Here is a 24,507-nt window from a genome sequence, read left to right on the forward strand (position 1 = left end):
TTCGCGCTCACAGAATGCGCGTACTTCCATACGTGGCAGGATCGAGCGATATGGCGAGGCCCTGCCAGTCGTATTGTCCGAGCTTCAGCCGCGCGGTGTTTTCCTGAGCGATACGCCTGAAGAGGCGCAATGCGGTGTGACTCTCAAGTTGAGCCGTGTCCTCATCCAGATGCTCGGACAGCAACCGGCAGCGCAGACTGCGAACCCTATCCCGGTCCCAGACCGTCGCGTTCAGTTCGCCATGACCGAACAGCGAATTCGAATGCAGGTTGCAGGACCCGAGCGTCGCCCATTCGTCATCGATCAGCATGATCTTCGAATGGACATAGACGCTGCTGCGCGTTCCTTCCGCCGTGCGTCCTGCGATTCCCGCCAGCGTGAAGTTTGCATATTGCCCGAGCACATCGATGTGATCGAAGAGCCCTTGCCTTGTAGGGTCGCGTCGCCATTGGCCGTACGGGTCCTCTGGTTCCGCGGGAACCAGCATGACGATTTCGACGCCGCGTTTTAGCGCCTGCTCGAGCGGCCGGGCGATTTCGGGAACCGGCAGCGCCTGGTTCTCGATGTAGATCGAATGGCGGGCCGCTGCGATGGCCAGCAGGTATTGATCGGTGATCGACCGTTCGCCTTTCGACAGATCGTAGGTGGTGCCATCGGGCGTCGGCGTCCTTTCGTCGTAGAGACCCGCGTGCATGTTTCGCTGAATCTGCACCGCGCTTTCACCGCGCGATGCGGAGATGCGGACAGGAAAGGGCAACCTGTCGCCGTCATCGTTGTTCCAGCATCCATCGGCCTTGTTGCGCTCGCTCGCTTCGTTCCAGCGCTGCACGAAGTTGTGATGCACATCGCTGCAGCACGGCCCCGTGACTTCGACATAGAAGTCGTGGCGGTGGCCCGCGCCGTCGTGGCCCGGTTCGAAGCATCCGAACGTCGGATTGATGCCACCGATAAACGCTGTCTCCGATTCTGCACCGGCGTCCATCAGCCAGAACTTCTGATGCTGGACGAAACGATCGACTGCGCAGTCCCATCGCGCCTTGAAGCGAATGTTTCTGCCGCGCAGCACTGCATGATCTTCCGGTGTGCCCGCGAAGGTTTTGCCGTATCGGCTGCTCTGCTCGAGCGGACGCCAGAAAATCACGCGCACGTCGAGTCCGCGTGCCGCAGCGCGATCGAGCACATCGAATATCGTGCCGCGGTTGTCCGGCATCTGGAAATCAGGGTCGATGAAGGTCACGGCGAGCCAGACGCTGCGTTGCGCGTGATCGATTGCCTCGCACAGTCTGCGGAAGGTGGGCCCGCTATCGACTAGCGGTCGCAGCAGGTTTCCAGTGCGCAACGGATAGGAGCCGGACTGGATGGGCGGGACGGATGCGGCTTGTGTGTCGACTGCGTTCATGGATGCTCCTCGCGCGATGCTCGTGATTCTGCAGGAGTTTCCTTGCGGATAGATTGCTGGATCGCCTTCGGGGCTGCAGTCTGCACGCTCGATGACAACTCGCCGGGAATCGGGAATACTTTCGCGGGCATTGCTTGCGCCTTCATCGGTCAATCGGTTGGTGAGGATCTTCAGGGAACACATGGAATACCTCCTCGTACTCAGCGTCGGTCTGGTCGCCGGCGTGTTGAGCGGTGTGATCGGCACCGGCTCGTCGATGCTGCTGATGCCCGTACTCGTGATGTCCTTCGGCCCGCAACAGGCGGTGCCGATCATGGCGATCGCCGCGATCATGGGCAATCTGGGCAAGGTGCTCGCGTGGTGGCGCGAGATCGACTGGCGCGCCTGCGGGGCTTATTGCGCAACGGCGGTGCCTGGCGCCGCGCTCGGTGTCCGCACGCTGCTGGCGTTGCCGCCGCATGCGGTGGAGCTGGCGCTCGGTGTGTTCTTCGTCGCGATGGTGCCGACCCGGCGCTGGCTCGCGCGGCGCGCAATTCGTTTCACGCTGCTGCAACTTGCGCTGATTGGCGGTGTGGTGGGTTTTCTGACGGGCATCGTTGTGTCGACGGGGCCGATTACCGTGCCCGTGTTCATGTCGTATGGCCTTGTTAAAGGTGCTTTTCTCGCAACCGAGGCCGCGGGTTCCGTCGCTGTGTATGTCGCCAAGGTCGCTGTTTTCCGGCACTTTGGCGCGTTGCCGCCGAGCGTGGTGTTCAGCGGGTTGATCATTGGGTCTGCGTTGATGACGGGGTCGTTTGCGGCGCGGCACATCGTGCTGCGGATGAGTCCGCAGACGTTTCGGCTGGTGGTCGACGGGTTGATGCTGTCGTCGGGGTTGTCGTTGTTGTGGGCGGCGGGACGGTAGTCTTGTACGTGTAGTGTGATCAACTGTGTGGTGGTGACTGCCCTACGTACGCGGCACACCATCTTCGACGAGTATAGCCACCGGCATCGCCGCAAGCGCATCGCGCAGATACAGCAGGCCCGTGTCGTCGACTTTCGGCGCGGCCGGGCTCAGACAATCGAACAGCGCGCGCGAGGCGAGATCGCCGGGCAGCACGACCGCGGTGTCGCCCCATGCGTCACTGTTCACCCACGGCGTATCGCCATCAGGATCGAGCAACGTCATCGCGAGCCGCGTCGCGATGACGACGGCCCACGCATTGCCATGTCGCCGCGCGAATGCGATTGCATGTGCGGCATGCGCGCCTTGCACCTCGAGCGGCAGATACACACCGTCGCTCAGCAACGCAGGCAGATGCGTGCGCAGCGCGAGGCCGCGCTGCACGACCGCGAGTTTCACTCGGCCGCTACGCCAGTCGACGAGATGCGCCGAGGGCGGCGTATCGACCGATTCGGCGAGCCACGCGTGACGCTGTGCGAAATCGACCGGCCGGCGGTTGTCTGGATCGACGAGGCTGAAGTCCCACAGTTCGGTGCCCTGATACAGATCGGGCACGCCTGGCGAGGTCAGTCGAAGCACCGTCTGCTGCAGGCTGTTGATCGCCCCCGCGCGCGCAATGCGCGCGACGACCTCCGACAACTCATGCAGGAACCCGTCGCGCCGCTGCGGCGCGAGGATATCGAACAGAAAATCGCGGCAGGCGTGCTCATAGGTTTCATCGTGCACGCGCCATCCGGTGCGCAGCTTGGCTTCGCGCAGCGCCTTCAATTGCCATTGCGCGACGCGTTCCGCGAGCGCTTCGATGCTGGCAGCGTCGTTGGGTGCGAGATCGAGCGGCCAGCAACCCACCAGCGTTTGATAGAGCAGTGCTTCTGCGGCAACGCCCGGCGCCCAGTGCTCGCTCTCGTTGCCCGACGCCGCATGCGCACCAGCACTTGCATCCGGCATCCGCCGATGCGGCGCATTCAGCGTCGACCAGCGCCGCAGCGTCGCGCTCCAGTCGTGTGCGATCTCGCTTAACACCGCGAGCCGCGCGCGCAGGTCTTCGCCGCGCTTGTGATCGTGCGTCGCGGTAGCCAGCAGCGCGTGCGGAAAGCGCCGCGCGCGAGCGAGGTTGGTTGCATGAAACTGCTCGACTGTCAGCGCGAATTCGCCAGGATCGGAGCCGACCTCGTTGCGCGACAGCAGACGGCCGTAGCGATAACCCGCGGTGTCTTCGATCGCTTTCGCCGCGACGGGCGCGGTGACTTGCGCGAACACCGTCTGAGCCGTGCGGCGCGAGATCACCGCGTGGCTGTTCTGCGTGGCTCCAGCGTTACCCGGCGCTCCATTGTCGTCGCCGTCCAAAGCAGTTCGACCAAGCCACGCATCGACACGCTCGAGCACCGCATGATCGGCCAGCGGCAACACGCGCTTCGCGGCATCGAGCGCCGCATCGAACCACACGTTGTCGGTTTCGCCGCGCACACCATTCTGCGGATAGATCCGGTACACCGGGAAATGCGCGACCAGTTCTGCGAGTACCCGCCGGATCGCAGTGAACGTGAAGTCGCGCGTAGTCGTGCTTTCGCGCGCGATGCGGTGCAACGCGCGGGCCGCGCGGTCCAGTTCCGCCGAGAGATTCTCCGCGAGCATCTTGCGCCGTGCCGCAAGCGCTTCGTCGGCGAATACCGCGCTGCGCCCGCTCAGTTCGGCCCACGTTGCCGCAAGCGGTTCGGCGCCGGCAGGATCGTGCAGCAGCGCACCGACGTCGTTCATGAAATCGTAGCCGGTCGTGCCATCGACGGGCCAGTCTTCGCGCAGCGTTTCATCGCGCGCGAGAATTTTCTCCACCACGAGGTAGGGCGCATCGCTGCGCAGTTCCATGAGCCGCTGCCGCAGCCGCTGACAATACTCGCGCGGCTCGGCGAGACCGTCGATATGATCGATGCGCACACCGTCGATCGTGCCTTCCGCGTACAGCCGGAATATCAGCGCATGCACCGCTTCGAATACTTCGGATCGCTCGACGCGTACACCGGCCAGCGCGCCGATGTCGAAGAAGCGTCGCCAGTTGACCTCATCGGATGCCGTGCGCCACCACGCAAGCCGGAAGTGTTGGCGTTCGAGCAGACGATGTAGACGGTCGCGTGCGGCCAGCGCATTGGCGGAGTCGGCAGCTTCGCCGGCAGCCGGCACATAGGTTTGCAATGCCGCTTCGATCGCGGCCGTGCCGTGCTGCGCCGCGTAGTCGCGCAACGCATCGCGTGCCGCGGCGGCGCGCGGATGATCGGTGGGTTGCGTGGTGAGTCCCACGAAGCGTTCGGCCAGTGCATTCAAATCCGCATGATTCGCGGCTTGCAGGACGGATGGGTAATCGACCGGGCACACGGGGCAGACATGTTCGCCGTAGCCAATCAACAGTCGCCCGCTATCTGGCGCAAAGCGCAACACGATGTTGCCTGCATTCAGCTCGTCGCCATACGACCCGCCGAGAAACGGCACCAGTACCTTGCCGCGCAGCGCAGGATCGGGCGAGTGCCAGTCGACATCGAAGTGTCGCGCATACACGCTATGCCGTCCCCATTCGAGGATGTCGAGCCACCACACGTTGTGCGCACCACCCACGCCCATGTGGTTCGGCACGACGTCGACGATCAGCCCCATCCCTCGTGCGTGCAGCGCGTCGGCAAGTCGCTTGAGCGCCGCTTCGCCGCCGCATTCCTCGCTGATCTGGCTGTAGTCGACGGCGTCGTAGCCGTGCAGCGAGCCAGGTTGCGCAGTCGTAATCGGCGACGCGTACAGATGGCTCACACCGAGCATGGCGAAATAGTCGAGCTGGGCGAGCGCGTCGTCGAACGTGAAGTTCCGGTGGAACTGGAGCCTGAGCGTGGCGCGTGGGGCAGTCATGGCGTATCGGACTGCGAGGAAGCAGAAGCAGAAGCAGAAGCGCGACGCGCGCGGTCGACGGCAAGCAGCCGGTCGCAGAACGTCGGGTCCGCGAAGAGTTCGTCGACCGGCAACGTCAGACGACGACGCCAGTTCGGATGCTCGTCGATCGAACCTGGCAGGTTCGGTTGATCGGTTAGCGCAAGCAGATCCTCGAGCGGATAGGCGACGAGCGGTGCAGGCGTCGCGGCGACGAACGCCAGCGCTTCGTCGACGGGCGCGTTGTCCTGCGATGGCGGGGGCATGTCGTGCGCAGCGACACCGGCGTGCTGGAAGGCGCGCCACAGCGCCTCGCGATGCGCCGCGCGTTCGTCGAGCGCGAGTTGCACCGGGTCGCGGCCATCCGCACGCGGCAGCGTCTGGCCGATGCGATTGCGCCATGCAATGTCCTCGCCGCGCCACCAGCCGGTCACTGTCGGCAGGTCATGCGTCGTCGTGGTCGCGAGCGCGTTCGCATCCCAGGCGCGCGGTGCCTTGAAGCCGGCGCCGCCGTCGCTCCATTCGAACCACATCACGCGAATACCGGCGAGGCCGTGGTCAGTGAGCCGTTCGCGAAAACCCGACGGTACCGTACCGAGGTCCTCGCCGATCACGATCGCGCGATGCCGCCACGATTCGAGCGCGATCAGCCGTAGCAGGTCGTCGAGCGGATAGCGCAGATAGGCGCCGTCTTTTGCGTGCGCGCCGTCGGGCACGAGCCACAGGCGTCGCAGGCCGAGGATGTGATCGATGCGGATCCCGCCCGCGTGCGCGAACGCCGCACGCAGCATGTCGATGAATGCAGTGAAGCCCTGGTTGCGCATCGCGCGCGGCGAGAACGTCGTCAGGCCCCATGCCTGGCCGGCCTGGTTGAACAGGTCGGGCGGCGCGCCAACCGACACGCGTTGCAGCATGTCGTCGCGATACGACCATGCGTGACTACCGCCGCTATCGCAACCGACGGCGAGATCGGCAATCAATCCGACCGCCATACCGGCATCGCGCGCGGCGTGCTGCGCATGCGACAACCCTTTGGCCGCGAGCCATTGCAGGAACAGATGAAACTCGACCTCGTGGCGATGCGCCTGGGCGAAGGCTTCGACTTCTGCGCTGCGCGGGTCCTGCAACGCCTCGGGCCAGTCGCGCCAGTAGCCCGAGCTGTTGTCCTGCGCGAGCTGATGCGCGTGCAGCGCTTCGAAGCGTGCGTGATCTTCGAGCGCGCGGCCACCGCGCTCGCAGAAGCCGTGAAACTCGAGCGCGCGCGGACCCGGTGGCGTGCGTTCATGCGAGCAGAAGCGCTCGAACAACGCACGCAATACCTTGAGCTTGAGCGGCACCGCCTGCGGCCAGTCGATTAACGGTAACTGTTCGAGTGTCTGCCACGCGCCGGCGGCGTGCGAAGACTCGATTGCCGCACGTGCGAGATCGGCGCCGAACACCGCGGCCGGATCGATATGCGCGACGTTCACCCAGAGCCGCGACGATGGCGAATACGGACTGAAGTTCTGCGGCGCGGCGCTGAACATCGCATGCGTCGGGCTGACTGCAAGCGCATGCGCGCCATGTTTCGCACTCTCGATTGCGACGGCGGCAAGCGCCGAATAATCGCCGATGCCGCCGTCGCCGTTGCGCCGCAATCCATACAATTGCGCACCGATGCCCCATAACGGCGGCGGTTGCGAACCCGCGCCGTGTTGCGTTTGCCACGCATCGGCGACGGTATAGCAGCGCGGCGGCGCGACGGCGAGCGTGATACGTTGTTCGTTGATGACGAGCGTGTGATAACCGGCTTCGCTGATCGGTGACAACAGCGCGATCTCGCCCTTCGGCGCAGTGAAGCGACCATCGATCACCGCACCACTTTCCAGCTCGATCCGATAGCGGCTGCCCGAGCGGATCGACGATGCGGGCAACGCGATGCCGCGCTCGCATTCGGCAGTCAGCAGCGGCGGTAGTCTGCGTCCGGACTGTTCGCTGTCGATCAACGCCGTGCTGTGCCGCATCTGCGTGGCCGTGCCGCATGACAGACCGAGGCATTCAAGCAGCAACGCGAGCGTTTCGTCGGGCACGCGCTGTGTCGTTCCGTGCGCATCGAACCATTCGACCTCGAAGCCCGCGCGCGCCGCGAGGCTGTCGATCGTATCGGTGGAACGTCGAGTGGCAGTCATGCGTGCTGCTCCGGATGCGTGAACTTGCGCGCGTCGTGATGCAGCGCGTATTCGCCGACGTCGCCGGTTAGCCACGCGATGCACGCGTAGGCCGGCAGTTCGTGCGCGTCGGCGCGCTCGCGTGCGCGCGGTGGTGTTTCGAAGATGATCTTGCCGTCGGGTTTTGCGTCTACGGGTAGCAGCACGGCGTCGCGCGAGAGGTTCAAGGCAATCGACAGCGTCTGCCCATCGCCGAGCCGCCAGCGTGCGACCAGTGCATCGGCATCGGTGCCGTTTTTTGTGGCGAGCACGTTTGCGCCTAACGCTCTTGCGTGTGCGAGTCGCGGAGCAATCAGTTTTGCGCGCACCGTTAACGCCGATTTGTAGAAGTGCATCCAGCTGCGCCGTTCGTTCGCGTCTGCGTCCGGCGCATCGGCCGGCGACGATGCCGCAAACGTGCGCGGATCGTTCGGATCGGGAATCTGCGCGCGGCGGCTTTCGTCGCTGAACGCCGGGAAGCGGGCGAACTCGCGGCGACGTCCTTCACGTACCGCTTCGGCTAGGTCGCCGGTGTAGTCGGTGAAAAACAGGAACGGCTGCTCAGACCCGTACTCTTCGTCCATGAACAGCATCGGGATTTGCGGCGACAGCAGCAACAGCGCCGTGGCCGCGCGCAGCGCGTCGTCGGAACACAGCGTGCGCAGCCGTTCGCCGAATGCGCGGTTGCCGATCTGGTCGTGGTTCTGCAGGAACATTACGAACGAGGTAGGCGGCAGATGCGCGCTCGCTTCGCCGCGTGGTGCGCCGTCGTGAATCGGCGAGCCTTCGCCCTGATACGCAAAACCTTCACCGAGCACGCGTGCGAGCTTGCGAATGGGCTGCTCGGCATACGCGCGATAGTAGCCGTCGTGTTCGCCCGTTAGCAGCACATGCAGCGTGTTGTGCGCGTCGTCGTTCCATTGCGCGTCGAAATCTGTGTCGAGCAGACTCGCGGTGTTGCGTTCGTTCTCGAGCACGAGATAGACATGCCGGCCGTGCTGCATCTTCGCGCGGATGTGGTCGGCGAGTTCGCGCAGCCACTCGTCGTTGGCGATGGCGTGTACCGCGTCGATACGCAAACCGTCGAAGCGATATTCGTTGAGCCAGTAGAGTGCGTTGTCGAAGAAGAACTCGCGCACTTCGGTCCGCGAAAAATCGATGGCCTGACCCCACGGTGTGTGCGTGCCATTGCGGAAGAACGACTTCGCATACTGGTTCAGATAGTTGCCGTCCGGACCGAAGTGGTTGTACACGACGTCGAGCAGCACGGCGAGGCCGAGCCCGTGTGCGGTATCGATCAGCGCTTTCAGTTCGTCGGGGCGGCCGTAGGACGAATCGGGCGCATACGGCAACACGCCGTCGTAGCCCCAGTTACGGGCGCCGGGGAAATCGTTGAGCGGCATCAGTTCGATGGCGGTGACACCGAGTTCCACAAGCGCGGGCAATCGTTTCGCCACCCCCGCATAGCCGCCGAGCGCGCCCACATGCAGCTCGTACAGCACCGCTTCTTCCCACGGCCTGCCGTGCCAGCGCGTGTGCTGCCACGCATACGCGCGCGGATCGATCACTTCGCTTGGGCCATGCACGTCCTGCGGCTGGAAGCGCGACGCGGGGTCGGGCACCGCAAGGCCGCTGTCAAGCCGGAACTGGTACAGCGCGCCCGCGCCACACGCGGCTTCGGCCTCGAACCAGCCGTTACCGGTCGGCGTCATGTCGACCGTACCCGGCTGCGGACCACTCTCGATCGTCACCTGCACAGCGTTGCACGACGGCGCCCAGAAGCGAAACCGCGTGCGCGGTTTGGCACTCGTCGCACCGACCAGCTGTGCACCGAACGGCAGGCAATGCGCATGATGATGCGCGTGAGGATCGATCGGATGTTCGGACATGGTGAATAACCCTTCGGTTGCATGCCGCCGCATCGTCAAGCTTGCGGTGGGCCTTCGTCAGATTCATCAACTTCGTCGTTGCCGATAGCTTCGTCTGGTGGTGCTGTGCTGACTGCAATATCGGATGGCTCCGCAGGCGGCGTTGCCAGAACACGCTCGGCGGCACGCCATGCGGCGAACCAGTCAGCGGTGCCAGTCGGTTGCGCGGCCAGTAACGCGAAACCGTGCGCTTCGATCGACAACTGCGGTGCGGTGAGCGCATACGGCGCCACGTCGGACTGTGCCGTATCGAGCAGCACGTACCATTCCAGCTGTGGCGCAGGCGGCGTGAATTGCAGCGTATTGGCCGACGCGTTCAGCATCATCAACAATACTTCCGTTTCACCATCGCGTCCTGGACCGGCGCGGCGCAAGGTCAGTGCGCGTCCCTCGGTGTCCTGCCATGCTTCGGTGGAGAGCGGTTCGCCGCGTTCGTCGAACCAGCCGATATCGTGCACGCCCGGCAATACCTCGCGATCGCCAAACAGGAAGCGCGTTTCGCGCAGCAACGGATGTTGCTTGCGCAATGCGATCAGCCGCGCGACGAAAGCGGTCATGCGTCGCCCGTCGTCGGTCGCCGCGCGCTCCCAGTCGATCCACGAAATATCGTTGTCCTGGCAGTACGCGTTGTTGTTGCCCTGCTGGGTGCGTCCGCTTTCGTCACCGGCCAGCAGCATCGGTGTGCCGAGTGAGACGAATAGCGTGGCCAGCAGCGAACGCGCAACACGCGCACGCGTGGCGACGATTGCTGGGTCGTCGCTCGGACCTTCCGCGCCCCAGTTCGAACTGCAATTCTCGTTGTGACCGTCGTTGTTGTTCTCGCCGTTGATCTCGTTGTGCTTCTGCTCATACGACACGAGATCGGCGAGCGTATAGCCGTCATGCGACGCGACGTAATTCACCGACGCCCACGGCTTGCGATGACGCCGGTTAAACAGATCGGCGGACCCCGTCAGACGAGCGGCCAGATCGGGCCGCAGCCCCGCGTCGCCGCGCCAGAAACGCCGCACGGTGTCGCGATAGCGGTCGTTCCATTCGCCGAAACCCGGCGGATGGTTGCCGAGCTGATAGCCGCCCGGGCCGATGTCCCACGGCTCGGAGATCAGCTTGCGTTGCGCGAGCACCGGGTCCTGACGCAGCGCGTCGAAGAAGCCCGAACCCGGATCGAAACCCGTGTGCTCGCGCCCGAGTGTCACACCGAGATCGAAACGGAAACCGTCGATGTTGAATGCCGTGGCCCAGTAACGCAGCGAGTCGGTGATCATTTGCAGCACACGTGGCTGCGGCACGTTCAACGTATTGCCGCAGCCGGTGTCGTTAATGTGATGACGTTCGTCGCCGGGTATCAGGCGGTAGTAGCTTGCGTTGTCGAGACCGCGCCACGAGATGGTCGGCCCCAGTTCGCCGCCTTCGCACGTGTGGTTGTACACGACGTCGAGAATTACTTCGATGCCGGCCGCGTGCAGCTGGCGTATCGCGATGCGCATTTCGTCGAGACGATGCGTCGACAGGTACGACGGTTCCGGCGCGAAAAACGCCGCCGTGTTGTAGCCCCAGTAGTTACGCAGGTCGCGCTCCACCAGAAAGCGGTCGTTGAGGAACGCGTGCACGGGCAGCAGCTCGACTGCGGTGACACCGAGCTTGCGCAGATGATCGATGAATTCCGGCGACGAGAGCGCAGAAAACGTGCCGCGCTCATGGGCACGCAGATCGTGCCGCCGCATCGACGTGCCGCGGACATGCGTTTCGTAGATCACCGTTTCGCCCCACGGCACGTTCGGGCGCGTGTCGTGCGACCAGTCGAATGCTTCATCGACGACGACGCACTTCGGCATCGCGGGCGCCGAATCGCGCCGGTCGATCGACAGATCGAGCCGGTTCGAATGCATGCGGTAGCCAAACAGCGCATCGGACCAGCGGAACTGGCCAACCAGCTTGCGTGCGTACGGGTCGAGCAGCAACTTGTGCGGATTGAAGCGGTGTCCATGCTGCGGTTGATACGGACCATGCGCGCGAAAACCGTACACGGTGCCCGGATGCGCGTTCGGCAGATAGCCGTGCCAGACCTCGTCGGTGCATTCCGGTAGCGCGAGCCGCGCAAGTTCCTTACGACCGGTGGGATCGAACAGGCACAATTCGATCTTCTCCGCGTTCGCCGAGAACACGGCGAAGTTCACGCCGAGGCCATCCCAACTCGCGCCGAGTGGATAAGGCACGCCCGGCGCAAGTCGATTGGGCAAAACGTGCGACATGAATCCCGTTCCGGTTTTTCTCATCAGTTGTTCTGTTCGCCCTGTTGTCATTCACGTGCTGCGACATGCCAGACAGCACGTTGTTCTTCAATCCTTCAATCGGCCCGCAGCACGATAGTCGCGAGCGGAGGCAAGATCAGTGCAGCCGATTGCGGCCTGCCGTGACTCGCGATGTCTTCCGTGTGAATTAACCCGCCGTTGCCGACGTTCGAGCCGCCGTAGAAGCTCGCATCGGTATTCAGCACCTCGACCCAGCGGCCCGCGCGCGGCATACCGAGCCGGTAGCCGATGCGTGGCACCGGTGTGAAGTTGCTGATCGCGATGACTTCGCGACCGTGTCCGTCGGTGCGGCGAAACGCGAACACACTGTTGTCGGCGTCGTCGCCGATCAGCCAGCCGAAGCCAGCAGGATCGCTATCGAGCGCATGCAGTGCCGGCTCTTCCGCATACAACCGGTTCAGGTCGCGCACGAGTTTCTGCACGCCGTGGTGCAGCGGATCGTCGAGCAGATGCCAGTGCGGCGACGTGTCGTGATCGAACTCCGCCATCTGCGCGAATTCACCGCCCATGAACATCAGCTTCTTGCCCGGATGCGCCCACATGAAACCGAAATACGCGCGCAGGTTCGCGAAGCGTTGCCAGCGGTCGCCGGGCATCTTGCCGAGCAGCGAGCCCTTGCCATGCACGACTTCGTCGTGTGAAAGCGGCAGCACGAAGCGTTCGGAATACGCGTACACCATGCCGAACGTCATGTTGTGATGGTGGTAGCGACGATGGATCGGATCTTCGTGCAGGTAGTGCAGCGTGTCGTGCATCCAGCCCATATTCCACTTGAACTGGAAGCCGAGCCCGCCATCTTCGATACGTGCGGTCACGCCAGGCCATGCAGTCGATTCCTCGGCGATCGTGATCGCACCACGCACATCGGGCACGTAAGCGACCTCATGGTTCAGCCGCTTCAGAAACGCAATCGATTCGAGATTCTCGCGGCCGCCGTAGATATTCGGCACCCACTCGCCAGCCGCACGCGAATAGTCGCGATACAGCATCGAGGCCACCGCGTCGACGCGCAACGCATCGACGTGATAGCGCATCAACCACGCCAGCGCCGAGGCGATCAGGAACGCGCTCACCTCGTTGCGGCCGAGGTTGTAGATCATCGTGTTCCAGTCGGGGTGGTAGCCCTCGCGTGGATCGGTGTGCTCGTAAAGCGGCGTACCGTCGAACTCGACCAGACCATGCGCATCGTTGGGAAAATGCGCGGGCACCCAGTCGAGGATCACGCCGAGTCCCGCTTCGTGCGCGCGATCGACAAAATGCGCGAAGCGCTGCGGCGCGCCAAAACGCGCAGACGGCGCGAACTGCGACAGCGGCTGATAACCCCACGAACCACCAAACGGATGCTCGGCGATCGGCATGAACTCGACGTGAGTGAACCCCATTTCCTTCACATACGGGATCAGCCGGTCCGCGAGTTCATCCCAGTCGAGATTGCGCTGACCGCCTTCGTTGACGCGTAGCCACGACTCCGCGTGGACTTCGTAGATCGAAAGCGGTTTATGTTCGGTCTGGCGCTCGCCACGCGACTGCATCCACGCAGCGTCGGTCCACGCAAAACGTTCGATCGCATCGGCATCCGCCACGATCGACGCAGTCGCGGGCGGCCGTTCAGTCTGCATCGCGCACGGGTCGGCCTTCAGTGGCAGCGCATGGCCGTCGCGTGCGAGGATCTCGTACTTGTAGCGCGCACCCGCACCGATGCGCGGCACGAACAGCTCCCACACACCGGCCTCGTGACGAACGCGCATCGGATGACGCCGCCCGTCCCAGGCGTTGAAGTCACCGACCACCGACACGCGCCGCGCATTCGGCGCCCACACCGCGAAGCGCACGCCGGGCACACCGTCGACAACGAGCGGGCGCGAGCCGAGACATTCGAGCACCGCATACGGATCGCCCTGCGCGACACGGCGCAACGGTTCGTCAGGCAGCACGGGGGGAAATGCATAAGCGTCTTCGACCTCTTGCACCGTGCCATGCCAGTCGATACGCAGCTTGTACGGCACATCGCTTTCGATCACGCCGGCAAAGAGGCCGCCCGGATGCAGCGACTGCAACTCGCCGAGCAGTTTGCCGTCATCGCGTGCGACGATACTTACTCCTGCTGCGTTCGGCAGCAGCACGCGCACGATCGTGCCCGCCTCCGTGCGATGCGGCCCGAGCTGTGCGAACGGATCGGGATGGCGCGCCTCGACGAGCGCGTCGATGTCGATGGCAGGCAGATCTGCTGCAGTCTGTCGATCGTTTTGGTCAGTCATGGTCGCCTTCGGGCGCGAGTGGTGTCGCATCGGGTGCATGCAGGGGCTCGCCGAGCAGGCGGCTTGTCAGTGCTGCGAGTCCGCGCACCGGTAAGCCGATCCAGGTCGGTCGGTTGGCCGCTTCGTAGCGGATTTCGTAGGCTGCTTTCTCGATCAGGAACAGATCGAGTAGCGCTTGCTCGCTCGTCGCGGCGACCAGCGGCTGCGATGCTGCCGCGACTGCGATGCGGTATTCGTCGAGAAAACGTTCGGCGGCACCGGCGCGGAAGCGCTCGAACAGTGCGCGTTTGCGCTCGGCGGTCTGTTGCGGCGCGCTTTCCGTGGTCGATTGCGCGGCGGCGCTAGCGTACGACAGCGAGCGTAACAATCCGGCCACATCGCGCAGCGGGCTCGACTTCATACGCCGCTCGGCGAGCGTGCGCGCCGGCTCGCCTTCGAAGTCGATCAGGAACGCATCGCCCTGTGCGACCAGCACCTGGCCCAGATGAAAATCGCCGTGGATGCGCGTGCACAGCGCGCCCGCATCGGCGCTCACCAGATGTTCGACCGCGTCGCTCAGTGCGGCGCGGCGATCGAGCAGGGCACGCGCGAGATCGAGCGTGTCGTCGTTCAGATGGTTGAGCTGTCTCGCGAGCACATCGAGTGCTGAAGCGAGCATCGACTGTGTGCCGTCGATCCACGCGCGAATCTGTGCGGCATCAGCGGGCTCGGGCGCGAACGCGGGATCGTCGCACGGTGAGGCGAGTGCGACGTGCAGTTCGCCGAGCCGTTTACCGATGACGCCGGCCAGTGCGCTATAGCCGGCCGTCGCGTCCGCTTCGTCCTGCGTGCGATCCGGAGCCTGGTCGTGCGAGTCGCCGACGTGCGCGAGATCGTCGATGGTGCGGCGCAGATAGTCGAGCGCCCAGTTCCATGCGTCGCCCTGGTTATCGATGAAGCCTTGCAGGATGGCCAGCGTGTGCGGCACACCGGCCGGGTCGACGCGCACCACTTCGCCATACAGCGGCGCCGTATTCGCATAGCCGAGCTGGGTCAGATAACGACTCATCTCCGCTTCGGGATGCACGCCGTCCAGCAGCCGTCGCACGAGCTTCAGCACGGCGACGTCGGCGATCACGAGCGAGCTGTTGCTTTGCTCGGCCGCGAGCCAGCGGACATCAGGTCGTTCGCCGAGTTCGAGTTCGTCGAAACGCGTGGTCGGCACGAAGCAGATTTCGCTTTTCTGCACGGTAGGCACGACTGCGCGTTCGCGCAATTTGCGCAGCACACCATGCGCAAAAAGCGGCAACGAGAACGCGTCGGTCAGGTGACCGATCGTACGGTTGCGGCGCACGCGAGCCAGCGCGAGCTGCATGAAGAGCGGCGTCGTGGTGTCGGCGCCCCACGAGATCGCGATCGGCACGACATAGCGTTCGGTGTGATCGCCGACGTCCGCTTCGATCTCGGTGAACGCGAAGCCGCCGTTCGGGATGGTCGTGAGCGCGGCGAGACGCACGGCATTCAGCTTCTGGTCTTTCGATGCAAACCAGCGGCGCCGGCTCAACCACGAAGGCAGTACCTCCGATTCGAGCAGTCGCACGTTTTCCGGTGTCGGTCCGGCCTGGCCTTCGCGGATCACGATGGTGACGAATTCGGGCAGCGGCTCGGAGGCCGGCTGGCTCCACGTGGGGCGCGCGCCGCCTTCGCAGAGCAGGAACCACAGGAAGCCGTACGGCGGGAACGTCAGCAGATAGGTGAGCTGGCCGATCGCGGGAAACACGGAGTCCGCAGTCATCTCGATCGGCACCGCGCCGGCGAATTCGGACAGATCGAGTTCGACCGCCTGCGGTGCGCGCGACAGGTTGGCGACGCAGAGGATCGGCGCTTCGCCCGGCATTTCACGCAGATACGCGAGGATCTTGCGATTGTCCGGCCGCAGGAAGCGGATGCTGCCGCGCCCGAACGCATGTTTCGCGCGACGCGTGGCGAGCATGCGCCGCGTCCAGTTCAGCAGCGAATGCGGATCGCGACTTTGCGCTTCGACATTCACTGCATCGAAGCCGTACAGCGCGCCCATCACCGGCGGCAACACGAGCTGTTCGGGATCGGCACGCGAGAAGCCTCCGTTGCGATCCGACGACCACTGCATCGGTGTACGCACACCGTCGCGGTCGCCGAGGTGGATGTTGTCGCCCATCCCGAGTTCGTCGCCGTAGTAGATGACCGGCGTGCCGGGCATCGATAGCAGCAGTGAATTGATCAACTCGATGCGGCGGCGGTCGCGCTCCATCAGCGGGGCGAGCCGGCGGCGGATGCCGAGATTCAGGCGCGCGCGGCGGTCGCTGGCATAGGTGTTCCACAGGTAGTCGCGCTCGGAATCGGTGACCATTTCGAGCGTTAGTTCATCGTGATTGCGCAGGAAGATCGCCCACTGGCAGGTAGGCAGCAGATCCGGTGTCTGCTTCATGATGTCGATGATCGGGAAGCGGTCTTCGCTCGCGATCGCCATGTAGATGCGCGGCATCAGCGGGAAGTGGAACGCCATGTGGCATTCGTCTTCGTTGCCAAAATATTCCTGCACGTCTTCCGGCCACTGGTTCGCTTCGGCGAGCAGCATCCGGTTCGGATACTCGGCATCGATTGTCGCGCGGATCTTTTTCAGCACCGCGTGCGTTTCCGGCAGATTCTCGTTGTTCGTGCCTTCGCGTTCGACCAGATACGGCACCGCGTCGAGCCGCAGTCCGTCGATACCCATATCGAGCCAGAAGCGCATCACCTGCAGCACTTCGCGCAGCACGGCGGGGTTGTCGAAGTTCAGATCGGGCTGATGCGAATAGAAACGATGCCAGTAGTACGCACCTGCTATCGGGTCGTAGGTCCAGTTCGACGGCTCGGTATCGATGAAGATGATGCGCGTCTCTTCGTACTTCTTGTCGGTATCGGACCACACGTAGTAGTTGCGGTAATTCGAGCCGGGCTTCGCACGGCGCGCGCGCTGGAACCACGGGTGCTGGTCGGAGGTGTGATTGATGACCAGTTCGGTGATCACGCGGATGCCGCGCGCATGCGCTTCCTGAATGAAGTGGCGCACGTCGGCGAGCTGGCCGTAGTCCGGATGCACGCCGCGATAGTCGGCGATGTCGTAGCCGTCGTCGCGGCGCGGCGATGGATAGAACGGCAGCAGCCAGACCACGTTGACGCCCAGTTCCGCGATGTAGTCGAGCTTCGCGAGCAGGCCGGGAAAATCGCCGACGCCGTCGTTGTTCGCATCGAAGAACGACTTCACGTGGACCTGGTAGATGATCGCGTCCTTGTACCAGAGCGGATCGTCGGACAGCGGGGAAGGTTTGACGCGGCGCGCGGTGCGTGGCTTTGCCGTGCTGTGGGTTGCCGTGCCGACGGCGCTGCCAATGTCGCTGTCGTCATCCGGCAGCCCGGCAGAAAGATCGTCGCGTGGTTCGCGGGTCATTGCGCACCTTCGTTCGGAGAGTCGAAGTCCGCGGCGTGCGGGCGGTTGGGTGCACCTGAATCATCGGGTTCAGCAGGCGGCAGTCCGCCCGCGGGCGCGATGCGCCAGATCGCAAACGGTCGAGCGCCCGGGTCGAGGCGCACGTGTTGCCAGCGGCCATGCCATTCGAAACGCGCGCCGCTGATTTCATCGGTGACCTCGAGCGCGGCGTGATCGTGCAGGTGCCAGCGCTCGAACGTTGTCTGCGATAGCTCGATGTCCGCGCCTTGCTCATTGAACGGATCGAGATTGATCGCGACGACGAGTACGTTGTCGCGCGCTTCGGTGGCTTTCTCGAAGAACAGGATGTGATCGTTGTGCGCGGGCAGGAACGTGATGCCGAGATGCGAATGGAGGGCGGGGTTCGCACGACGGATGCGGTTCAGCGCCGTGATATCAGCGACGATATTGCCGGGCCGGTTCCAGTCCCACGCACGCAACTGATACTTCTCGGAGTCGAGGTATTCCTCGCTGTTGGGCAGCGCGGCGGCTTCGCACAGCTCGAAGCCGCTATATACGCCCCACAGTCCCGACAGCGTGGCGGCCAGCGCCGCGCGGATCTGAAAACCCGCCCGCCCCGACGACTGCAGATGCCGCGGGTTGATATCCGGTGTATTGACGAAGAAGTTCGGCCGGTAGAAGTCGCGCGGTTCGGTCTGCGTGAGTTCGCTCAGGTATTCGATGAAATCGCGCTTCGATTCGCGCCACGTGAAGTAGGTGTACGACTGCGAGAAGCCGAGCTTCGCGAGGCGGTACATCATGCGCGGTCGCGTGAACGCTTCCGCGAGGAAGATCGTGTCCGGATAGCGCGCGCGCACATCGGCGATCATCCACTCCCAGAACGGCAGCGGCTTCGTATGCGGGTTGTCGACGCGGAAGATACGCACGCCCGCATCGATCCAGAACAGGATCACGTCGCGCAACGCGAGCCACAGATCGGGCTTCGCATCGTCGGCGTAGAAATCGGGGTTGACGATGTCCTGATACTTCTTCGGCGGATTCTCCGCATAGCGCAGCGTGCCGTCGGGGCGCCACGCGAACCACGTCGGATGCTCCTTCAGCCACGGGTGATCGGGCGAACACTGGATCGCGAAGTCGAGCGCGATTTCGAGGCCGTGCTCGCGCGCGGCGCCGAGCAGCGCATGAAAGTCGGCGAGCGTGCCGAGTTCCGGATGCACGGCCGTATGCCCGCCTTCGGCTCCGCCGATCGCATACGGACTGCCGACGTCGCCCGGTTGCGCGGTCAGCGTGTTGTTGCGGCCTTTTCGGTTGGCGATGCCGATCGGGTGGATCGGCGGGAAATACAGCACGTCGAAGCCCATGTCGCGGATGCGCGGCAGCTTCGCGATCACGTCGGCGAATGTGCCGTGACGATGCTCGTCGTCGCTCATCGAGCGCGGGAAGATTTCGTACCAGCTGGCAAAGCGGGCGGCGGTGCGTTCGGCGTCGAGCGGGTAGACGACCGGGTCGTAGCTGAGAAACGGTTGGTAGCCTGAGGTGGCGATCGTACGGGCCGTGTCGGGCGCGAACAGCAGTTCAAGGCGGGTTGCCGTATCGGCCTTCGCGAACTGTGCGACGAAGGGGGCGAAGTGTGCGGCGGCCGGTCCTCTGTAGGAGGCGGTCAGCAGTGTTTCCCGATACGCGAGCACCCGTTCGAACAACTGCTTCGCTTCATCGAGTTCGAGATCGACCGGCTGGCCCACGTTGAGCTTCTTCTGCACATGATCGACCAGCGAAGCGAAGTCGTCGCGCCATGCGACTACTCTGAATTCGTGCCGCCCGAGCCGCTCGAGCGGAATATGCGCGTGCCACATATCCATGCCGGCGGGCGATGCCACTGTCATCGGCGTCGTGTACCAGCCGGCTTCGCCGACGGCGTGCCACTGCACCGCCGCGGCAATCTTGTCGTGGCCTTCAGCGAAAATCGCCGCGCGGATTTCGACGCGTTCGCCAACCACCCGCTTCACCGGGAAACGCCCGCCATCCACCGCGGGCGACACGCTTTCGATCACGACACGCGGCGCTGTCAGCGCGTCGTTCACGGTTTTCTTGCCGCTGTCCTTGCCGCGCCCGGTGTCGACCGGCGGTGCGAGCTGCACCGGCGCCTCGGCGATCGCCGCGAACAGCCGGCAGGCGCCGGGCGCGAGCGTGAACGCATCGAGCGGTAGCGGTGCGTGGCGCGCTGAAGTATCGATGGACTGGAAGCGCGTGAAATTGCCCGGCACGCCATCGAGAAAACGAGCAGGCTCGACATGCACCGCAGTGGTGAGATCGGGATTGACGACGACGAGGACCGCATCGCTTGCGCTGCGCAGATCGCGTGTGTCGCCGCGCAGCAGCGCCGCGACGGGCGCGCCTGGGCCGCTTAGTGTACGCAGTTCGCCCGATGCGTTGAGCGGCCAGGTGTCGCGCTGCAACGCGTTGGCCGTGGCGATCGTCTTGCACAGATCGAAGCGCGCATGGGTAGCGAACTGCGCCGCATGCCCAGGCGACGCGGGGGCAGTGAGCGACAGCGGCTCGTCGATACCGTATTCGAAGCCCATCGGCATGAGCCAGCCGGTGCCGGTGGCGATGGCGACATTGAGTGCCCGACGATATGCACGCTCGACGAGCGCCACGTCATCGCGGCCGGCGAATTCCGCTGCGAGCCGCGTGTCGTACGGCGCTTCGGGGAAGGCGATGGGCCCGCCGAGCGGCAGCAGTGCCGCGTGCTCGTCGGTCATCCACGCGGCGCGGAAGTCCCACCAGCGCACCGACGAAAACACGCTGTCGAAGCCCGCGCCTTCGAGTGCGGCGAGATCGGTGCGTGTGAGACCGGGCGTGGCAGCGAGAAAGCGCAGCGCCGGGTACCGCGCACGGACTGCGGCGCGCAGCCGTTGCCAGACCGCACGCGGCACGCGATGCGGCGAATCGAAACGGAAACCGCCGAGACCCGCATCGGCAAGCGCGAGCAGCGTCTGGGTCCACCAGTCGACGAGCGGCGCTTCGCTCAGATCATTGCGCGTGAAATCGCGCGTGAAGTCGAACAACGCGACGCTGTCGTCGCGATGCGCGTGGCGCGGATCGAGGCGGGCTGCCTCGCTGTCGAGCGGCTGGAACCAGTCGGGATGTGCTGCGTACAGTGCGCCATCGGCGGCAACCCGGTCGACGGCCAGATCGGCGAGCAGCGTCAGCCCGTGGGCGCGCGCAGCGACGGCGAGTGTGCGGAGAACCTCGGCAACTGGCCGCTCGGTGGCGAATACGGGATGCAGCCGCGTGTGATCGGCGGTGACGAACGCATGGCCGGCGCGCCCCGGCTGGAACAACCCACCGATCAGCAGATGATCGAAGCCGAGCGCAGCCGCATGGGCGAACTGCGCGGGCCACGCAGCGAGCGGCCCGACAAGAGGACCGTGGACAAAGTAGATCCGTGGCGCATACGCGTGAGCAGCTTCCATCGATCGTTTCCAGATTCGTCCTGCTGCGGCGTGGATGCACGCGAGGTGCGATCACAGCCGCCCATTGGGCTTCCAGAGCCGGATGACGTGGAGCACGCGGCGGGCGCGAGCACCTGTTAGTCAATGTAGCGCAAAGATCGACACGCTGTCGTGTGTGACTGTATCCGGCGACGTGCGATCCCGTCCGTAGCGGGCAGTGCGATGACGGCGAGGGTCCGCGCAACGCCCGAACGGTGGATGGATGCACTGCAGCAAACCCCGTGCCAGCGGTTGCGGCCGGGTAGCGCGACGTTTGCCTGGAGACGCGATGGGCGAGGTGGGTAAAACCGGCGCGGCGCGTGCGCGTTTTACAGGCCGCGTGTCGCGGCTGTCATGTGGTCTTCACGCGGTCTTAACGCGGCCTTCATGAACCGAGCAGCCCCGCCGCGATATTGACGCACAGACCGAGCACCGCGACATTGAAATAGAACGACAGGATCGATTGGGCGAGCGTGGCGCGCCGGATCGAGCGCGAGCGCAGGACCACGTCCGACGTTTGCGACGCAACCGCAATCGTGAACGAGTAGTACAGGAAGTCCCAGTAGTTCGGATCGAGCGCGCTATCGGGGAACTGCAACGCGGTCTCGTTTGTGCCCGAGCTGTAGTAGAGCCGCGCGTAGTGCATCGTGAAGATGGTCGGGATCATGAACCACGCGCCGATCAGCGTGAAGCCGGTAAGCAGCGAGTGCAGCACGCTCGACGTGCTACTGCTACCCTTCGCCGCCGAGAGTTCGAGGATGATCGCCGCAATGCTCGCAACCGTCGCGACGCAGATCACGACCAGCACGACACCGGCATTCTCGTCGTCGCGCATGGCGAATTCGCGCACCTGGTCGTGATGCGCGGCGGCCATGTGGATCCACATGAGCACCAGATACGTCCATACTGTGACGTCCCACGCGATCAGCACGCGCACCATCGGTTTCAGCGAAGACGGAACGAGCAGCGCCGCGACGATACCGATGACCAGTGCGATCATCATGCGCGGCCGGTTACGGAGCACTTGCGGATAGAGGGTCATGGGCGTGTGATAGAAAGGAAAGCCGCGGAACCGGCTGCGGCGATTCTACTCGCGGGGTCCGGGCGATTTGTCGAAATGTCGCGCGAAGGCTATAGTTTTTTGCGCGCCGCCTTGCATGAAGCTTTCGCAGGCTTGAATAACACCGGCTGGCGCGAGTACGCAGCAACGATATAACAGAGACCGCGATAGCGGCACAACACGACCTGGTTTGGGGCGAACCGCTGGTGCGGTTTTCATGGCGACAAGCCGTGACGGCAGCACCGGTTGACACAATACAACATCATCTGGAGCCCCCATGACAGATGCTGGAGAGAACGATGCGCGCCATGTGGCGACGCATTCCGCGAGCCGCAGGGCATGGATGCTCGGCGCCTGCGCGACAGGCGCGGTGCTCGCTTTCGCGGTTGCCGGCCGCCCCGGTATGCAGGTCGGGGCCGGCTTCTTCGGCATTGCTCCCGCGTTCGCCGATGCGCCCGCGGGCGGCGGCCTCGACGCATTCGTCGCGTTATCGCAGCGGCTGACCGGCCACACCACATTCGATCCCATACTCAGCAAGCGCATCTACGATGCGCTCGCGAAATCCGACAGCCAGTTCACCCAGAACGTCGCATCGCTCAACACCTGGCTGCAGGGCCATGGCGGTGTGCCGTCCGATACCGTGACACAGGCGTTGCAGACCGATCAGCCGGCGCTCGCGAAAACCATCGGCGCGATCATGCGCGCGTGGTACCTGGGGCTCGTCGGCGAGATGCCGCATGTGCAGGTGGTCGCCTACGAACGCGCCCTGATGTTCGAACCCGTGAAGGATGTCCTGACGATTCCGTCGTATTGCCGCGACGTGCCGTTCTACTGGACCCAGAAGCCCGCCAGTGTCTGAGCGACACCGGTCTCTCGCACGCCGTGCGCCGCCCGTGGCGGACGTTACGGCGTACCTCAGCAAGCAACGATAAGCCAGCAGGAGAGGGCAACCATGGCAAATTCAACTTCCGCCGACGTCGTTGTAGTCGGTTCGGGCGTGGCGGGCGGTCTCGTCGCGCATCAGATGGCGCTGGCCGGCGCGTCGGTGATCGTGCTCGAAGCGGGGCCGCGCATTCCGCGCTGGCAGATCGTCGAGAACTTCCGCAACTCGCCGGCGAAGTCCGACTTCGCGACGCCGTATCCGTCGACACCGTACGCGCCGCATCCCGAGTATTCGCCGGAGAACAACTACCTGATCCAGAAGGGCGAGTATCCGTACAACTCGCAGTACGTGCGGCTGGTGGGCGGGACGACGTGGCACTGGGCCGCGGCGACCTGGCGTCTGCTGCCGTCCGACTTCCAGTTGAAGAAGCTGTACGGCGTGGGCCGCGACTGGCCGTATCCGTATGAGACGCTCGAGCCGTGGTACTACGCGGCCGAAGTCCAGCTCGGCGTGTCCGGTCCCGATGCGAAGGTGGACCTCGGCTCGCCGCGTTCGAAACCATACCCGATGAATGCGCTGCCGCTGTCGTACATGGACCAGCGCTTCATGGACGTACTGAACCCGCAAGGCTTCAAGGTCGTACCCGAGCCGGTCGCGCGCAACAGCCGGCCGTACGATGCGCGACCGACCTGCTGTGGCAACAACAACTGCATGCCGATCTGTCCGATTGCCGCGATGTACAACGGCGTCGTACACGCGGAGAAAGCAGAACAGGCGGGCGCGAAATTGATCGCCGAGGCAGTCGTCTACAAGATCGAGGCGGACAACAAAGGGCTCATCACCGCGGTCCACTACAAGGACCCGAACGGCAACAGCACGCGCGTGACCGGCAAGCTGTTCGTGCTCGCCGCAAACGGCATCGAAACACCAAAGCTGATGCTGATGTCGACCTCCGATAAATTTCCGCACGGCATTGGCAACAGCTCCGACCAGGTCGGCCGCAACCTGATGGACCATCCGGGCACCGGCGTGACGTTCCTCGCCAACGAGCCGTTGTGGCCCGGACGCGGACCGATGGAAATGACCTCGATCGTCAACTTCCGCGACGGCGCGTTCCGCTCCGATTACGCAGCGAAGAAACTGCATCTGTCGAACGGCGTGCCGACGATGAGCGTCACAGCCGCGCTGCTGAAAAACGGTGTGACGGGCGCCGAACTCGACCGGCAGATCCGCGACCGGGCGTCGCGCACGCTGAGCATCAACAGTTTTCACGAGCATCTGGCGGAGCCGCAAAACCGCATCATTCCTTCGTCCGATCACAAGGATGCGCTGGGTATTCCACAGCCCGAGATCTACTACTCGATCAACGACTACGTGAAGAAGAGCGCCGCCAACACGCACGAACTGTATGCGCAGATCGCGGGGCTGTTCGGCGGTACCGAGGTGAGCTTCGACGATACCTTCGCGCCGAACAATCACATCATGGGCACGACGATCATGGGCAGCGATGCGGCCGATTCGGTGGTTGATAGTGATTGCCGCACACACGATCATGCGAATCTGTTCATTGCGAGCAGCAGCGTGATGCCGACTGCCGCTTCGGTGAACTGCACGCTGACGATTGGCGCGCTGGCGCTGAAGCTGGCCGACAAGCTCAAGCGTGAAATCTGACCGGACCCGACGGAGAGC

The 24,507-nt window shown here is 64.2% G+C and carries 13 protein-coding genes; 3 read left to right on the forward strand and 10 right to left on the reverse strand.

The features are described 5' to 3' along the window. Window positions 1-7 precede the first annotated feature (7 nt). Window positions 8-1,399 (reverse strand): phospholipase D-like domain-containing protein, encoded by a 1,392-nt coding sequence (locus tag BWP39_RS28515; protein WP_170043911.1) that lies wholly within the window; start codon window positions 1,397-1,399, stop codon window positions 8-10. Then, window positions 1,396-1,545: a hypothetical protein gene (locus BWP39_RS32025; RefSeq protein WP_170043912.1), complete on the reverse strand. Its 150-nt coding sequence runs from the start codon at window positions 1,543-1,545 to the stop codon at window positions 1,396-1,398. Before BWP39_RS32025 ends, BWP39_RS28515 begins: the two co-directional genes overlap by 4 nt. A 35-nt stretch (window positions 1,546-1,580) precedes the next feature. Here BWP39_RS32025 and BWP39_RS28520 point away from each other — a divergent pair, with 35 nt between their 5' ends. Then, on the forward strand, window positions 1,581-2,303 hold the full coding sequence (locus BWP39_RS28520; protein WP_096725552.1) for a sulfite exporter TauE/SafE family protein: 723 nt from the start codon (window positions 1,581-1,583) through the stop codon (window positions 2,301-2,303). 42 nt (window positions 2,304-2,345) lie between these two features. On the opposite strand, the gene treY is transcribed toward BWP39_RS28520, so the two are convergent. The 8 genes from treY to BWP39_RS28560 form a co-directional block, all read right to left on the reverse strand. Continuing rightward, window positions 2,346-5,231, reverse strand: coding sequence for a malto-oligosyltrehalose synthase (treY, locus tag BWP39_RS28525; RefSeq protein WP_096725553.1), 2,886 nt, complete (start codon window positions 5,229-5,231; stop codon window positions 2,346-2,348). Continuing rightward, the gene (gene malQ / locus BWP39_RS28530) at window positions 5,228-7,417 is read right to left on the reverse strand and encodes a 4-alpha-glucanotransferase (protein ID WP_096725554.1); all 2,190 of its coding nucleotides are present in this window, start codon (window positions 7,415-7,417) and stop codon (window positions 5,228-5,230) included. Before malQ ends, treY begins: the two co-directional genes overlap by 4 nt. Continuing rightward, window positions 7,414-9,324, reverse strand: coding sequence for a malto-oligosyltrehalose trehalohydrolase (gene treZ, locus BWP39_RS28535; RefSeq protein ID WP_096725555.1), 1,911 nt, complete (start codon window positions 9,322-9,324; stop codon window positions 7,414-7,416). Before treZ ends, malQ begins: the two co-directional genes overlap by 4 nt. A gap of 35 nt (window positions 9,325-9,359) precedes the next feature. Further along, window positions 9,360-11,615 (reverse strand): glycogen debranching protein GlgX, encoded by a 2,256-nt coding sequence (glgX, locus tag BWP39_RS28540; protein WP_096725556.1) that lies wholly within the window; start codon window positions 11,613-11,615, stop codon window positions 9,360-9,362. Between the two features lie 95 nt (window positions 11,616-11,710). Beyond that, a complete protein-coding gene (gene glgB, locus BWP39_RS28545; protein WP_096725557.1) occupies window positions 11,711-13,933 on the reverse strand; it encodes a 1,4-alpha-glucan branching protein GlgB in 2,223 nt (740 codons plus the stop codon). Continuing rightward, window positions 13,926-17,381, reverse strand: coding sequence for a maltose alpha-D-glucosyltransferase (treS, locus tag BWP39_RS28550; RefSeq protein ID WP_096725558.1), 3,456 nt, complete (start codon window positions 17,379-17,381; stop codon window positions 13,926-13,928). The genes glgB and treS overlap by 8 nt, the downstream gene beginning before the upstream one ends. Next, the gene (locus tag BWP39_RS28555; protein ID WP_096725559.1) at window positions 17,378-20,857 is read right to left on the reverse strand and encodes a maltotransferase domain-containing protein; all 3,480 of its coding nucleotides are present in this window, start codon (window positions 20,855-20,857) and stop codon (window positions 17,378-17,380) included. Before BWP39_RS28555 ends, treS begins: the two co-directional genes overlap by 4 nt. Window positions 20,858-21,260: 403 nt before the next feature. Further along, a complete protein-coding gene (locus tag BWP39_RS28560; RefSeq protein WP_096725560.1) occupies window positions 21,261-21,917 on the reverse strand; it encodes a DUF1345 domain-containing protein in 657 nt (218 codons plus the stop codon). A 295-nt stretch (window positions 21,918-22,212) separates the two neighbouring features. Here BWP39_RS28560 and BWP39_RS28565 point away from each other — a divergent pair, with 295 nt between their 5' ends. Further along, the gene (locus BWP39_RS28565; protein ID WP_096725561.1) at window positions 22,213-22,794 is read left to right on the forward strand and encodes a sugar dehydrogenase complex small subunit; all 582 of its coding nucleotides are present in this window, start codon (window positions 22,213-22,215) and stop codon (window positions 22,792-22,794) included. 93 nt (window positions 22,795-22,887) lie between these two features. Next, the gene (locus tag BWP39_RS28570) at window positions 22,888-24,489 is read left to right on the forward strand and encodes a GMC family oxidoreductase (RefSeq protein ID WP_096725562.1); all 1,602 of its coding nucleotides are present in this window, start codon (window positions 22,888-22,890) and stop codon (window positions 24,487-24,489) included. Window positions 24,490-24,507 lie beyond the last annotated feature (18 nt).

Source organism: Paraburkholderia acidicola, from assembly GCF_002362315.1.
Taxonomy (GTDB): Bacteria; Pseudomonadota; Gammaproteobacteria; order Burkholderiales; family Burkholderiaceae; genus Paraburkholderia; species Paraburkholderia acidicola.

What these genes read in the sequence shown, in the direction of transcription:
- treS (WP_096725558.1), bottom strand. Translation starts at nt 17,381, where the DNA reads ATGACCCGCGAACCACGCGACGATCTTTCTGCCGGGCTGCCGGATGAC.
- treY (WP_096725553.1), bottom strand. Translation starts at nt 5,231, where the DNA reads ATGACTGCCCCACGCGCCACGCTCAGGCTCCAGTTCCACCGGAACTTC.
- malQ (WP_096725554.1), bottom strand. Translation starts at nt 7,417, where the DNA reads ATGACTGCCACTCGACGTTCCACCGATACGATCGACAGCCTCGCGGCG.
- BWP39_RS28560 (WP_096725560.1), bottom strand. Translation starts at nt 21,917, where the DNA reads ATGACCCTCTATCCGCAAGTGCTCCGTAACCGGCCGCGCATGATGATC.
- BWP39_RS28555 (WP_096725559.1), bottom strand. Translation starts at nt 20,857, where the DNA reads ATGGAAGCTGCTCACGCGTATGCGCCACGGATCTACTTTGTCCACGGT.
- treZ (WP_096725555.1), bottom strand. Translation starts at nt 9,324, where the DNA reads ATGTCCGAACATCCGATCGATCCTCACGCGCATCATCATGCGCATTGC.
- BWP39_RS28565 (WP_096725561.1), top strand. Translation starts at nt 22,213, where the DNA reads ATGACAGATGCTGGAGAGAACGATGCGCGCCATGTGGCGACGCATTCC.
- glgB (WP_096725557.1), bottom strand. Translation starts at nt 13,933, where the DNA reads ATGACTGACCAAAACGATCGACAGACTGCAGCAGATCTGCCTGCCATC.
- glgX (WP_096725556.1), bottom strand. Translation starts at nt 11,615, where the DNA reads ATGTCGCACGTTTTGCCCAATCGACTTGCGCCGGGCGTGCCTTATCCA.
- BWP39_RS32025 (WP_170043912.1), bottom strand. Translation starts at nt 1,545, where the DNA reads ATGAAGGCGCAAGCAATGCCCGCGAAAGTATTCCCGATTCCCGGCGAG.
- BWP39_RS28570 (WP_096725562.1), top strand. Translation starts at nt 22,888, where the DNA reads ATGGCAAATTCAACTTCCGCCGACGTCGTTGTAGTCGGTTCGGGCGTG.
- BWP39_RS28515 (WP_170043911.1), bottom strand. Translation starts at nt 1,399, where the DNA reads ATGAACGCAGTCGACACACAAGCCGCATCCGTCCCGCCCATCCAGTCC.
- BWP39_RS28520 (WP_096725552.1), top strand. Translation starts at nt 1,581, where the DNA reads ATGGAATACCTCCTCGTACTCAGCGTCGGTCTGGTCGCCGGCGTGTTG.